The sequence below is a fragment of the Planococcus sp. TJ-307 genome, assembly GCF_058268435.1.
The window spans coordinates 990412-1003583 of the sequence record NZ_JBZDOJ010000002.1; the positions used below are offsets into that span (position 1 = coordinate 990412).

Genomic DNA, 13172 nt, shown 5'->3' on the forward strand with positions numbered 1-13172 from the left:
TAGTTTACACCTATAGATGAAATTACTCAACGTGTTTCGCCTCATCGTGTATACTGAGAGAAAAACGAAAGCGAGTTCTTATTTATGTATGACGTTATAATCATCGGCGGGGGTCCCTCCGGTTTAATGGCATCAATTGCCGCAGCTTCCAACAACCAAAAGGTTTTATTGATTGAAAAAGGAAAAAAACTTGGAAAAAAATTAATTATTTCCGGCGGCGGCCGCTGCAACGTAACCAATCGCCTACCGCTTGACGAAATTGTGAAACATATTCCAGGGAACGGGCGTTTTCTGCACAGTCCGTTCTCCGTATTCAATAACGAAGACATCATTTCCTTTTTTGAAGGTCTTGGTGTTGCGTTAAAAGAAGAAGACCACGGCCGGATGTTTCCGGTCTCCAACCGGGCACAAGATGTGGCGGAGGCCATGTTTAAGGAAATGGACCGGCTCAACGTTACAGTGCTGCTCGACTCACCCGTCAAGAAACTATTAATGACGGACGATCGAATTACAGGCGCACGCCTCCATACCGGCGAAGAATACACAGCCAAAGCAATTGTCGTGGCAGTTGGCGGCAAAGCTGTACCACAAACCGGTTCTACGGGTGATGGCTACCCATGGGCTGAAAAAGCGGGACATACCGTAACCGATCTATACCCAACCGAAGTGCCTTTGTTGTCAAAAGAATCATTTATCGTCAGCCGCGAGCTTCAAGGCCTTGCGCTGCGCGACGCAGCTGTAACGGTCTTGAACAAAAAAGGCAAAGTGCTGGTGACCCACCAGATGGACATGCTGTTTACGCATTTCGGCTTGAGCGGTCCCGCTGTTTTGCGCTGCAGCCAGTACGTTGTCAAGGAAATGAAAAAAAATGGCGGAGAGCCTGTTGAAATGAGCATCAACTCGATGCCTGACGAAAATGCAGAATCTGCTTTTCAGCTGCTCGTTAAGATGATGAAAGACGAACCGAAAAAATCGGTGAAAAATGTTTGGAAAAGCCTGGCTCAGGAGCGGTGGCTGCTGTTTCTTTTGGGACGCGCAGGCATCGATCCACAAATGACCGGCACAGAATTGTCCAGCGACAAAGTGCGAACATTTGCCCAGCAACTGACGGCTTTCACAATGTTCGTAAACGGCACACAGTCGATTGAAAAAGCGTTTGTCACTGGCGGCGGCGTCTCCATTAAAGAAATCGTACCAAAAACGATGGCTTCCAAAAAGAAACCCGGATTGTATTTCTGCGGTGAAATTTTGGATATCCACGGTTATACAGGCGGCTATAACATCACCTCAGCACTGGTGACTGGCAATGTCGCCGGCCGAAGCGCTGCGCAGTTTGCGAAAGAAAGCCTGGTTGAAAACGGCGTTTAAGGACTATAACATCGATAACCCAAAAAGAGTCAGACTGAAGAAGTTCCAGTCTGACTCTTTTTTATTATTTACATCGGTCCGTCTTAAGCCTGTCGGGGCTACCGGAAGACTTCGCTTTTCTTTGTCCAGACTCCGTCTTCCAGCCCCTCGGGGTCTTAAGTCAGACCGGCTGTGCGGCAAAATGCGCCGCTTCGCCGATCCGCCTTAAGCCTGTCGGGGCTACCGGAAGACTTCGCTTTTCTTTTACCCTACAACTATATTGACCAATTTCCCTGGAATGACGATGACTTTGCGTACTTGTTTGCCGTCTGCAGCTTTTTGGACATGTTCGTCTGCCAGCGCTGCTGTTTCCAGTTCTTCTTTGGTGCTGTCTTTGGCGATCGTCAACTTGGTTTTCACTTTGCCGTTCACTTGCACGACGACTTCTACGACATCGTCCACAAGTTTCGACTCGTCGTATAGCGGCCAGTTTTCATATGAAACTGATCCTTCATGGCCCAATTTCTCCCACAGTTCTTCTGCTACGTGAGGTGCGATTGGCGACAAGAGTTTGACAAAACCTTCTACATATTCTTTTGGAATCGAATCGACTTTGTAGCCTTCGTTAATGAAGACCATCATTTGCGAAATCGCTGTATTGAAACGCAATCCTTCGAAATCATCCGTCACTTTTTTAACAGTCTGGTGATAAATTTTCTCCAGCTTGCCATCATTCGCTTCAGTAACTTTCGCACTTAGTTGTTCTTCGTCCATCAACAAACGCCATACGCGGTCCAGGAATCGACGGGAGCCGTCCAAGCCGTTTGTCGACCAGGCAATGGAAGCTTCCAAAGGACCCATGAACATTTCATACATGCGCAATGTATCTGCCCCGTGGCTTTCGATAATTTGGTCCGGGTTGACAACATTGCCTTTTGATTTCGACATTTTTTCGTTGCCTTCTCCTAAAATCATGCCTTGGTTGAACAACTTCTGGAACGGTTCTTTGGTCGAGACCACACCGATGTCGTAAAGCACTTTATGCCAGAAACGCGCATACAATAAATGAAGCACAGCGTGTTCGGCACCGCCGATATAGACGTCAACCGGCAGCCAGCGTTTCAAGAGTTCCGGATCTGCCAGCATTTCGTCATTGGTCGGATCGATAAAGCGCAAGTAATACCAGCAGCTGCCTGCCCATTGCGGCATCGTATTGGTTTCTCGGCGCCCTTTCATGCCGGTTTCCGGATGGACGATATTAACCCATTCGTCGATATTGGCAAGCGGTGATTCGCCTGTGCCGCTCGGTTTGATGTCTGTCGTTACCGGCAGCATCAACGGCAAGTCTTTGTCTTCTACCGGAGTCATCGTACCATCTTCCCAGTGGATAATCGGAATCGGTTCACCCCAGTAGCGCTGGCGGCTAAATAACCAGTCGCGTAGACGATATGTGATTTTCTTTTCACCGACTTGTTTTTCAACCAACCAGTCGATGGCTTTTGCAATGGCTTCTTTCTTGTTCAAACCGTTCAAGAAATCGGAATTGATTAATTCGCCGTCCCCTGCATAGGCTTCTTCATCAATCTTGCCGCCTGAAACAACTTCCACAATTGGCAAATCAAATTGCTTGGCAAATTCGTAGTCGCGCTCGTCATGAGCCGGAACTGCCATAATTGCACCTGTTCCGTAAGTTGCCAAGACATAGTCGGCAATCCAAATCGGCATTTTTTCGCCGCTTGCTGGATTGGTCGCATAAGCACCTGTGAAAACACCCGACTTATCTTTTGCCAAATCGGTGCGTTCCAAATCACTTTTCGTCTTGACATCATCAATGTATTTTTCAACAGCTTGTTTTTGATCAGCTGTTGTAATGCTAGCCACCAATTTGTGTTCAGGAGCAAGGACTGCATAAGTTGCACCGAAGATTGTATCCGGACGTGTCGTAAATGCACGGAAGGAATGTTCCGTATCAGCTACTTGGAATTCCAGTTCCGCCCCTTCCGATTTGCCGATCCAGTTGCGCTGCATGTCTTTCAGGCTTTCCGGCCAATCCAATTCATCCAAATCTTCAAGCAAACGGTCTGCGTACTCCGTGATGCGGAGCACCCATTGGCGCATCGGACGGCGTTCGACCGGATGGCCGCCGCGTTCTGATTTGCCGTCGATTACTTCCTCATTGGCTAAAACTGTACCCAGTGCCGGACACCAGTTAACGGCCACTTCGTCCACATATGCCAAGCCTTTATTGTACAACTGGATAAAAATCCATTGCGTCCATTTGTAATAAGAAGGATCCGTTGTATTGATTTCACGGTCCCAGTCATAAGAAAATCCAAGTTCTTGAATTTGGCGCTTGAACGTCGCGATGTTTTTAGCTGTAAATTCTGCCGGATCGTTTCCAGTATCCAATGCGTATTGCTCTGCCGGAAGTCCAAATGCATCCCAGCCCATCGGATGAAGAACATTATAGCCTTGCATACGCTTCACACGGCTTAAAATGTCTGTTGCGGTATAGCCTTCCGGGTGACCCACATGAAGTCCTGCGCCCGATGGATACGGGAACATATCCAATGCGTAAAATTTCGGTTTTGATGGATCATCCACCATTTTGAATGTTTTATTGTCTTGCCAGTATTTCTGCCATTTCTTCTCCACTGTCTTGTGCTTGAATGTCATTTCCTGTTCCTCCTCAAAATAAAAACTCCCGTCCCTTATACATAAGGGACGGGAGTTTTTCCCGCGGTACCACCCAAATTAGCGATCGCTCGCTCAACTTGATTCCTTAACGCGGAAAACGGTGTATCTTACTTGGTTTCACATACACGGACTCCAAGGCGAGTTCAATCATGTGTTTTGCCGGCTTGCACCACACGCCGGCTCTCTGTGGAAAACACACAACCTACTAGTCCTCTTCACTGTCATTGGTTATACACTCTATTTTAGACGAGCCGCCGTTTTTTGGCAATAGCTTAAGAGACTTTGACATTGTCGGTATTTAATGGTGCATCTGTCGAATCAATGATGTCCTGGACCGTAAAGCCTTCAAATACTTCTGACAACACAAGTCCCGCTTCAGTCACTTCGATGACGGCACGTTCTGTGATGATTTTATTGACCACGGCTTTGCCCGTCAGCGGCAAGTCGCATTGCTTTTTGATTTTGGCGGAACCGTCTTTGGAAACATGATCCATAATAACGATAACTTTTTTCGCACCATGGACCAAATCCATCGCACCGCCCATGCCCTTGATCATTTTTCCAGGGATCATCCAGTTGGCCAAGTCGCCGTTTTCTGCCACTTCCATGCCACCAAGAATCGCCACATCGATATGTCCACCGCGGATCATCGCGAAGGATTCTGCACTTGTAAAGAACGCAGATCCTGGAATGGTGGTAACCGTTTCTTTTCCGGCATTGATCAAGTCTGGATCGACTTGGTCTTCAGTCGGATAGGGCCCAATTCCCAAAAGTCCGTTTTCTGATTGAAGCACAACGCTTTTGTTGTCAGAAATGAAATTGGCTACCAAAGTTGGCATGCCGATTCCCAGGTTGACGTAATCGCCATCTTTGATTTCTTTTTCGGCTCGCTTTGCAATTCGTTCTCTCACTAATTGTTTGTCCACGATTTTCTCCACCCTTCCCTAAACAGTGCGCGTCGTTAGACGTTCAATGCGTTTTTCCTGCGTTGCCTGAAGCAAACCTTGAACGTAGATGCTTGGCGTTTGAACATGGTTCGGATCAATAGCGCCGATCTCCACAATTTCTTCTACTTCCGCAATGGTGATTTTACCAGCTGCGGCTGCCAGCGGATTAAAGTTTTGGGCCGTCTTGTTGTAAACCAAGTTGCCCATTTTATCAGCCTTGTGCGCGCGAACGAGCGCAAAGTCAGCTTTTAAAGCATGCTCAAGTACATGCTCTTTGCCATCGAATTCACGGATTTCTTTTCCTTCAGCTACAGTTGTGCCAACGCCGGCTGGTGTAAAGAATGCCGGAATTCCCGCTCCGCCTGCACGCATTTTTTCAGCAAGTGTTCCTTGCGGCGTCAATTCCACTTCGATTTCGCCCGACAATACTTGGCGCTCGAACTCTTTGTTTTCACCTACGTATGAACCAATCATTTTTTTGATTTGTTTATTTTTCAATAATAGGCCCAATCCCCACTCGTCGACTCCACAGTTATTGGAAATGACGGTTAGGTCGGTAACCCCTTTGTCCACTAGTGCTAAAATCAATTGTTCAGGTATTCCCACTAATCCGAACCCGCCTACCATAATCGTAGCGCCGTCCTGGATCTGTTCAACTGCCTCTTTTGCAGAACTGTAAATCGGTTTCATTCCATTATGCCCCCTCTGCCTTATCAACTGAAAATTGATTAATAAAACGCTTCCATTTCAATTTAAACAAACTATCGATGTAAACGCAATATTCTTAAAAAATAGAGTCTGTATAGCCTAAGATTGTGGGCAGTTTTGTCTGCGTGCTACACTATTAATAGAGGAGTTGTTTTAAAGTGAATACAGAATTTCCTTTCTCATCTGATGGAAAACGCTACTACACATGGAATCGCCACTTGCGCGATCATTTCGGTTTTAAAGTTATGAAAATCGCTCTGGATGCAGGCTTTGATTGCCCGAATCGCGATGGTACGGTTGCTCATGGCGGCTGCACCTTCTGCAGCGTTGCAGGTTCCGGTGATTTTGCAGGGGACCGTGTCGATTCAATTCCAGAACAATTCGACAAGATCAAAGAAAAAATGCATCGCAAATGGAAAGATGCGAAATACATGGCTTACTTCCAGGCTTATACGAATACACATGCACCCTTGCCGGTCATTAAAGAAAAGTTTGAAGCGGCACTGGAGCAGGACAATGTCATTGGCTTGAGCATTGCCACTCGCCCCGACTGCCTACCGGACGATGTGGTTGATTACCTCGCGGAACTGAACGAACGGACGTACCTGTGGGTAGAATTGGGGCTTCAGACTGTTCATGAGCGCACGGCTTTGCTGGTCAACCGTGCCCATGATTTTGAAAGCTATGTTGAAGGCGTCACGAAATTGCGCAAGCGCGGCATTCGGGTCTGTACCCATATTATCAACGGCTTGCCGCTGGAAGACCGGGACATGATGATGGAAACTGCACGTGAAGTGGCCAAACTCGATGTGCAGGGCATCAAGATTCACCTGCTTCATTTGTTGAAAGGCACACCGATGGTCAAGCAATATGAAAAAGGCATGGTCGAATTTCTGGAAAAGCAGGAATACATCAATTTGGTAGCAGACCAGCTGGAAGTGCTGCCACCCGAAATGGTTGTTCAGCGCATCACTGGCGACGGTCCCATTGACTTGATGATTGGGCCGATGTGGAGCGCCAATAAATGGGACGTCCTAAATGGCATTGATGCTGAACTGGAACGCCGCGGAAGCTGGCAAGGGAAATTGACGGCCGGGAGCGTGGCTCGATGACCTTGCAGCGCGTTTTGCCTTATACAAAATTGTTACTCGAACAAGCCGTTTCCCCAGGAGACTGGGTAGTTGATGGGACGGCAGGAAATGGCCATGACACGCTTTTTCTTGCGGACTTGACTGGAGCTTCCGGCAAAGTTTTTGCCTTTGATATTCAGGCAGAAGCGATCCGAGCAACAGCTGAACGGGTCCAGCCACTTCAGCACGTCGAACTCGTCCACGACAGCCATGTTAAAATAAAAGAATACGTGACCCAGCCCATTTCAGCGGCAGTCTTCAATTTGGGATATTTGCCAAAAGGCGACCACAGCATTATCACCAAAGCACAGAGCACATTGGCAGCACTTGATCAATGTTTGGAGCTTCTACAAGTTAAAGGTCTGTTGCTTGTTGTCGTATATAGCGGCCATGACGGTGGCAGCGAAGAACGGGATGCCGTCTTAGAATTTGTTTCAGCACTTCCCCAAAAATCCTTTGATGTCTTAAAATATGAATTTATCAATCAACAGCATTCCCCGCCTTTCCTATTGGCGATCGAGAAAAAATAATAAAACGGAAAGAAACAGTCGTTTCTTTCCGTTTTTTGTATTGCGATGACAAACTGTTTATTGGTCATTCATATGTGAATCTATTTGAAAATCTTGTTAATATCTCAGTACGCTTTTCTACAGTCAAACAACTATAGGTAAAATAAGCAGGTAGTTCTTATGGCTACATTCTACGAAAGGCTGTCTAGAATCCGTTCGCATAGCGCCATGGTTTGGACGTTGTCTCGTGCATCGGATAAAGGTTTCTTCCCCGTAGTGCAACATTCAAAGAAATGAGACATTTCCCCAACAAAGCCACGCAGATACAAATCTCGGTAAGCTCCAGACATTGGTGTTGCGGATGGCTTGTAATGGATGTCCGCTTCCTCGATCGATTGCCAGGGCTGTTCTTCGTGATGCTGAGATTTGTGGATGGTCAATGCGTTGATTTCATCTGCAAAAGCGAATCCCTCATCAAATGTTACGGTGATATTCTCACTTTCGCGCGTCCAGGCGGTCATGCCGCTAAAGTACAAGCTTCCGACCACTCCAGTTTCAAACTTTAACGATAGGCTGTGAGAAATAAACCCTTCACTGCTGTTTTTAACCCCTTTCACTTCCACTGCCTCACCGAATAAGAACCGCACCAGATCCACCATATGAAGAGCTGCAAATTTCAGAAACTGCTCGTCATTTTCACAAAAAAGCGTGCTGTCAACAGCAAAACGTGCCTGGAAAGAACGCGCTGTACCCAGCTTTTCGCTATCAATCACTTCTTTAAGTTTTTGATAAATAGGTGCGTACCGCTTCATAAAGCCAACCATCACTTGTACCTCAGCCCTCTCAGCTGCTTTTGCAATTTCCTCCGCTTCTGCCTTGGACATGCCAAGCGGTTTTTCCACAAAGACATTTTTTCCAGCTTTAACGCAGTCGAGGACGAGTGAAGCATGGTCTTCAGGCTGGGCAACGACGACAATGCCTTCACATTCCTCGACATCCAGCATATGCCGGTAATTATCATAGGCATGGCCTTCGCTCCCCATTCGCTGAAGCGCATTTCGAGAATGTTCAAAACTGCGCGTCGCAATCGCTTGGATTTCAGCTCCCGCTTCAAGTGCCGCTGGGTAAATATTCGTTGTTGAGTGCAAACCGGCTCCGATAAAACAGATTTTGGTTTTTTTCATAGGATCTCTCCTTTTTACTTCATATGATAAACCAGACTGTTAAAAAAATCCCTTTTATTACTTGCTGAATAAATAAAACAATAAGCGAAAGTCTATTGCTGTCAAAGCTTCTTTGCCACTTGCCTCGAAGCCTTCAAATACCATTTTTTATACGCTTTTATCACGAAATGTTTATATAAAAAAAAGAAACTCTAGACTGAGTTTCTTCTTTTCAAGCTGTCGAGAAACTACTAACAAGTCGTGGGTTTCCGAAGCTTACCGTTCGCTTTCGGGCCCACAGGATGTGGGTCATGCAGCAGGTGCGACAGGACGTCGCGACTCCTGCTGCCCATGTCTTTGCGACGCAGCGTGAAACGCTGTGGGAGCAGAAGGGTTTACGAACGGACGCTTCTCCAACCCACTTAGTGAAGGCCAACATTTTTGAATGCAGCTGAAGGCGGCGACTCCAACGGGAACAGTGATGGAGCAAAGCGACAGAGCGACGCGAGCTGGAGCCACTGGACTGAGCAGAGCGAGGGAAGCGGCAGAAGCCGTGCCCGTGGAACGCGTCCGACTGAAGCGAAATGAATGGGTGATGCCTTTTTCAACAAGCTGAAAAGAAGAAACTCTAGACTGAGTTTCTTCTTTTACTTAGTTAAGTTCTACTGCCAATAATCGGTTACACTTCCTCTGCATGCACTTTTTTCGGTGGCTTCGCCAGCAGTGCGGCAAATATACCGAGAAACGGGAAAATCATAATTGCCCACAGTACTTCTTCGTAACCGCCAAAAATGTCGAAAAACAAGCCAAATGGCAGCGGCCCCAGTGCAGATCCCACTACCATCACGGCCATGGAAATCCCTGTAATGCTGCCAAGGTATTGGCGTCCAAAATAATTGGGCCAGATAACGCTGAGTGTTACGCGTTCAATCCCCAGCATAAAGCCCCATACGACCGCAAAAAGAATCGCTCCTGACCAAATGTCTGCTGTCATCAACAGGAAAATGGATGCAATTTCCCCAACAAATACCGCTGCCAGCATCCATTGCACCTGAATTTTATCAAGCAAATAACCTGCCAGAAATGTTACGGGGAACCCGATGATGGCCATCAGGCTTAAAACTGTCGCTGCTGTTTCTGGAGCCAAAGACTGAATGGAAAAAATCGACACTAAATGGAAGGTCATGCCGGTATTGACCAAAGCCGGTATCGCGACACAAAATAACAGCAGCCAGAAAGAACGGGTTTTCTTCGCTTCTTTGACTGTCCAGCTGATATCTGAAGACAATTGCTTTTGATGCTCCTGCTTGCTTAAAGCGGGTCCATTATCTGGCCGCAACCCGATATCTTCTGGACGGTTTCGGATAAATAGAAATGCCAATGGTGTAAAAATGATCAAAATAGACGCACCAAGAATTTGCCAAGTGGTTCTCCAGCCATAGGCTTCAATAAGCCAGACATTGATCAGTGGAAAAGCAGCAGATCCGATCATGCCGCCAAGTGCAGCCAGGCTAAGTGCACGGCCGCGCTTTTCAATAAACCATTGCGGCACCAGCGCATTTGGAACAAGCGACATCGATCCTTGCCCAAACAACCGGATCGCAAAAAAACCAATGAACAACATCACTGAATTGACTACCATGCTGTTAAACATACTGGCTGCAGCCAATAGGATTGACACAATGATTGCCATTTTGCGAGCACCAATCCGATCAATCATCCTGCCCACCATAAACAGCAAAAATCCAGCAAACAGCGTTGCTGAAGAATAGATGCCGGAAACCGCCGAGCGGCTCCAACCAAATTCTTCGATATAGTAATCGATAAATATTGCATTGGAATAAGTTTGCCCTGGTCCTGAGAAAAAGTGAGACAAACCTGCAAGTACGACAATCACCCAACCATAATAAAATGGTGTGTGAATGACGCCTTCTTTATTGATCATTTTTTGTTTTTCAGTTGCCTTATTCATTGCTGCCCTCCTCCAAAGAAAAAAGAGCTCATTTAGAGCTCTTTTTTCACACTGCTATTATTTTACAATTAATACTGGGCAATTTGCACGTTTTACTACTTTGTGGCTGACACTGCCCAAAACCATTTCCTGCAAGCCGTTTAACCCGCGGCTGCCAATGACCAGTATATCGAATTTTTCTTTGTTGGCGTATTCGACAATTGCTGGACCTGGTGTGCCGTGAAGAATTTCTACCTTGTACTTCACATCACTTGCCGCCAATGCTTCTTCAACTGGCTGAAGTTTTTTTCTGCGTTTCAGATCAAGGTCAATTGAACTGCCGCTGTGCAGTATTTCATTTTTTGCATTGTCATAGTCTGCCACAAAAACGATTGTTACCTGGGATTGTGATGAGCCTGAAGCTAACTTTACCGCCTCATTTGCCGCACGTTCCGAATGATCTGAGCCGTCTACTGCTAGCAATATTTGATTGTACATGTTCCAACACTCCTTTTTCCTGTTTAATGGGTCGGCAATTTGGCATTATCGCTCTTGAAGATTGCCAGCTGATCAATCAGCTTTTGGCTTCCCGTATCCAAGCCGATAATTTCTACAATGTTGCGATTTTCTCTGAACTTCAAGACAACCCGGTCAACGGCACCTACGCCAGAATCATCCCATATATGTGCCTCAGTAAAATCAATGACAATCTTTTGTCCTTCCACTTCATAGTCGAATTTCTCGAGAAAATCTTCCACAGATGCAAAGAACAACTGTCCAACTACTTCGTAATGGGTTGCTTCAAGTAATTTTTTCTTAACTTTAATTTTTGATATTTTCGCAACAAAGAATACAGCACTCAATAGAACTCCTGCTAATACACCAATAGAAAGGTCATGGGTGTAAACAACAATTGCGACTGTAACGAGCATAACAATCGAATCAGCTTTTGGCGCTTTTTTCAAGTACGTGAATGACGACCAATCAAAGGTACCGATGGAGACCATAATCATGATTCCTACCAAAACTGGCATCGGAATTTGTATGACGACATTTCCTAGTACGATGATAAGGAACATCAGAAAGGCTCCAGCAACCAATGCAGATAACCTTCCCCGTCCACCTGATTTAACGTTAATTATAGACTGGCCAATCATGGCACAACCTGCCATGCCACCGAAAAATCCAGTAACAAAATTGGCAATTCCTTGTCCTCTAGACTCTTTGTTTTTATCACTCGGCGTACCGGTCATATCATCAACAATATTAGCTGTCAGTAACGATTCCAGCAATCCAACTACTGCCAAAGCCAATGAATAAGGCAAAATAATCATTAATGTTTCCAAGTTTGCAGGCACATCCGGCAACAGGAATGTCGGCAATGTCTGGCTGATTGTCCCTAAATCCCCTACTGTCCGCAAGTCGAATCCAGCGTAAATAGCAGCTGCCGTTAAAACAACTAGCGCAATCAGTGGAGCTGGAATTGCTTTGAAAAATCGGGGAACGATGTAGACAATCGCCAGTGTAATGGCGACAAAAACATACGTTAAATTATTGATTCCTACAAAATGCGGCACTTGAGCCATAAAAATCAAGATGGCCAGTGCATTGACAAAACCAATCATGACAGCTCGGGGGATAAATTTCATTACTTTAGCGACTTTAAAAACGCCAAAAATAATTTGGATAATCCCTGTTAAAATGGTGGCTGCTAGTAAATATTCCAAGCCATGATCCCGTACAAGCGGAACCATTAATAGAGCCATAGCTCCAGTTGCAGCAGAGATCATTCCCGGGCGCCCACCCACAAATGCGATGATTACAGCGATGCTGAACGATGCATACAATCCAACCATTGGGTTTACACCCGCGATGATGGAAAATGCGATGGCTTCAGGAATTAATGCCAAAGCAACGACAATCCCTGCAAGGACATCTCCTCTAATATTCCCGAACCATTGAGATTTAATTTTTTTCCACACAGTACCTTGCTCCTCACACTCTATATTTTTATGGCTTTTAACTCTCATAAAAGCCGTGTCTTTTTTACAATGGCATTAGTGTATCACCATCTTCCCCAAAATAGAACCTTTTTGGAACTTTTTTTATTCGTTATGTGTTATGATAGTTACAATTGATTACGTAAGGGGATTTTTATAGTGTTACTAGGATATGCAAGACCGAGTGTTGAAGATACAGATTGTCAAAACCAATTAAATTTATTGAAAAATGCAGGTTGTACTGATTTTTTTTCCGAAGAACATGCTTCACCTAAAAATCGAGAGCAGCTTCATAAGCTATTGGAAACGGCAGTGTCTGGCGATCAAATTGTTGTTTCTAAACTGTATACATTTGCAGACTCTACCCGACATCTAGTTGAACTATTGGATAAACTCGAATCGAAAGGCATAACGTTCCTTTCCATCCATGAAAATATTGAAACAGATTTAGGCAAGGAATATCCGTTTTCTAAAATTCTTCACTGTCTCGCTGATTTTCAACGTGATGCCATCAGCGAAAAAACCAAAGCTGGCCTGTCTGTTGCGAAAGAAAAAGGTGCAGTCTCAGGCCGTCCAAGAAAACCGGATGAAAATGTAAAAAAAGCAATTGAAATGTACGACAGCAAACGCTATAGTTTAGCTGAAATTAAGGAAAAGACCGGCATCAGCAAATCCACTTTATACCGCTATTTGGAATATTAATGCTTGGCATTCCTCCAA

12 protein-coding genes and 1 other annotated feature are annotated in these 13172 nt (G+C 45.6%); of the genes, 5 read left to right on the plus strand and 7 right to left on the minus strand.

What is annotated here, in order from left to right; translation table 11 throughout:
* The first annotated feature begins 84 nt into the window (after positions 1–84).
* A complete protein-coding gene (locus tag AC4EHK_RS11290; RefSeq protein ID WP_490978878.1) occupies positions 85–1368 on the plus strand; it encodes a BaiN/RdsA family NAD(P)/FAD-dependent oxidoreductase in 1284 nt (427 codons plus the stop codon).
* Between the two features lie 243 nt (positions 1369–1611).
* Here AC4EHK_RS11290 and leuS read toward each other — a convergent pair whose 3' ends face one another.
* From leuS to AC4EHK_RS11305, 3 genes are all read right to left on the minus strand, one after another.
* Positions 1612–4023, minus strand: a complete 2412-nt coding sequence (gene leuS / locus AC4EHK_RS11295; protein ID WP_490978879.1) for a leucine--tRNA ligase — start codon at positions 4021–4023, stop codon at positions 1612–1614.
* A gap of 41 nt (positions 4024–4064) precedes the next feature.
* Positions 4065–4272 (minus strand) — a binding site (T-box leader).
* 44 nt (positions 4273–4316) lie between these two features.
* Positions 4317–4970 carry a 3-oxoacid CoA-transferase subunit B gene (locus AC4EHK_RS11300; RefSeq protein ID WP_490978880.1) on the minus strand — a complete coding sequence of 218 codons (654 nt, stop codon included), beginning with the start codon at positions 4968–4970 and terminating at the stop codon, positions 4317–4319.
* Positions 4971–4988: 18 nt separating this feature from the next.
* Positions 4989–5681, minus strand: a complete 693-nt coding sequence (locus AC4EHK_RS11305; protein WP_490978881.1) for a CoA transferase subunit A — start codon at positions 5679–5681, stop codon at positions 4989–4991.
* A 176-nt stretch (positions 5682–5857) separates the two neighbouring features.
* Between AC4EHK_RS11305 and mnmL the strand changes: the two genes are divergently transcribed.
* Both mnmL and mnmM read left to right on the plus strand, forming a co-directional pair.
* Complete coding sequence (gene mnmL, locus AC4EHK_RS11310; protein WP_490978882.1) at positions 5858–6811, plus strand: tRNA modification radical SAM protein MnmL/YtqA; 954 nt, start codon at positions 5858–5860, stop codon at positions 6809–6811.
* Positions 6808–7359, plus strand: a complete 552-nt coding sequence (gene mnmM, locus AC4EHK_RS11315) for a tRNA 5-(aminomethyl)-2-thiouridylate-methyltransferase MnmM (protein ID WP_490978883.1) — start codon at positions 6808–6810, stop codon at positions 7357–7359. The genes mnmL and mnmM overlap by 4 nt, the downstream gene beginning before the upstream one ends.
* A 170-nt stretch (positions 7360–7529) precedes the next feature.
* Here mnmM and AC4EHK_RS11320 read toward each other — a convergent pair whose 3' ends face one another.
* Entirely contained in the window at positions 7530–8522 is a 993-nt protein-coding gene (locus AC4EHK_RS11320; protein WP_490978884.1) for a Gfo/Idh/MocA family protein, read from the minus strand.
* Between the two features lie 420 nt (positions 8523–8942).
* On the opposite strand from AC4EHK_RS11320, the gene AC4EHK_RS11325 reads away from it, so the two are divergent.
* A complete protein-coding gene (locus AC4EHK_RS11325; RefSeq protein ID WP_490978885.1) occupies positions 8943–9089 on the plus strand; it encodes a hypothetical protein in 147 nt (48 codons plus the stop codon).
* A gap of 91 nt (positions 9090–9180) precedes the next feature.
* Here the strand turns inward: AC4EHK_RS11325 and AC4EHK_RS11330 are convergent, their stop codons facing one another.
* The 3 genes from AC4EHK_RS11330 to AC4EHK_RS11340 are packed head-to-tail and all read right to left on the minus strand — an operon-like array spanning position 9181 to position 12434.
* Positions 9181–10473, minus strand: coding sequence for an MFS transporter (locus tag AC4EHK_RS11330; protein ID WP_490978886.1), 1293 nt, complete (start codon positions 10471–10473; stop codon positions 9181–9183).
* Between the two features lie 57 nt (positions 10474–10530).
* Entirely contained in the window at positions 10531–10950 is a 420-nt protein-coding gene (locus AC4EHK_RS11335; RefSeq protein ID WP_490978887.1) for a universal stress protein, read from the minus strand.
* Positions 10951–10973: 23 nt separating this feature from the next.
* Positions 10974–12434: a SulP family inorganic anion transporter gene (locus tag AC4EHK_RS11340; RefSeq protein ID WP_490978888.1), complete on the minus strand. Its 1461-nt coding sequence runs from the start codon at positions 12432–12434 to the stop codon at positions 10974–10976.
* 177 nt (positions 12435–12611) lie between these two features.
* Between AC4EHK_RS11340 and AC4EHK_RS11345 the strand changes: the two genes are divergently transcribed.
* Entirely contained in the window at positions 12612–13154 is a 543-nt protein-coding gene (locus AC4EHK_RS11345; protein ID WP_490978889.1) for a recombinase family protein, read from the plus strand.
* Positions 13155–13172: the final 18 nt, after the last annotated feature.

Excerpts from the sequence above, each read along its gene's own strand:
- AC4EHK_RS11290 (WP_490978878.1), top strand. The coding sequence starts at position 85 with ATGTATGACGTTATAATCATCGGCGGGGGTCCCTCCGGTTTAATGGCA.
- leuS (WP_490978879.1), bottom strand. The coding sequence starts at position 4,023 with ATGACATTCAAGCACAAGACAGTGGAGAAGAAATGGCAGAAATACTGG.
- AC4EHK_RS11305 (WP_490978881.1), bottom strand. The coding sequence starts at position 5,681 with ATGAAACCGATTTACAGTTCTGCAAAAGAGGCAGTTGAACAGATCCAG.
- mnmM (WP_490978883.1), top strand. The coding sequence starts at position 6,808 with ATGACCTTGCAGCGCGTTTTGCCTTATACAAAATTGTTACTCGAACAA.
- AC4EHK_RS11320 (WP_490978884.1), bottom strand. The coding sequence starts at position 8,522 with ATGAAAAAAACCAAAATCTGTTTTATCGGAGCCGGTTTGCACTCAACA.
- AC4EHK_RS11330 (WP_490978886.1), bottom strand. The coding sequence starts at position 10,473 with ATGAATAAGGCAACTGAAAAACAAAAAATGATCAATAAAGAAGGCGTC.
- AC4EHK_RS11335 (WP_490978887.1), bottom strand. The coding sequence starts at position 10,950 with ATGTACAATCAAATATTGCTAGCAGTAGACGGCTCAGATCATTCGGAA.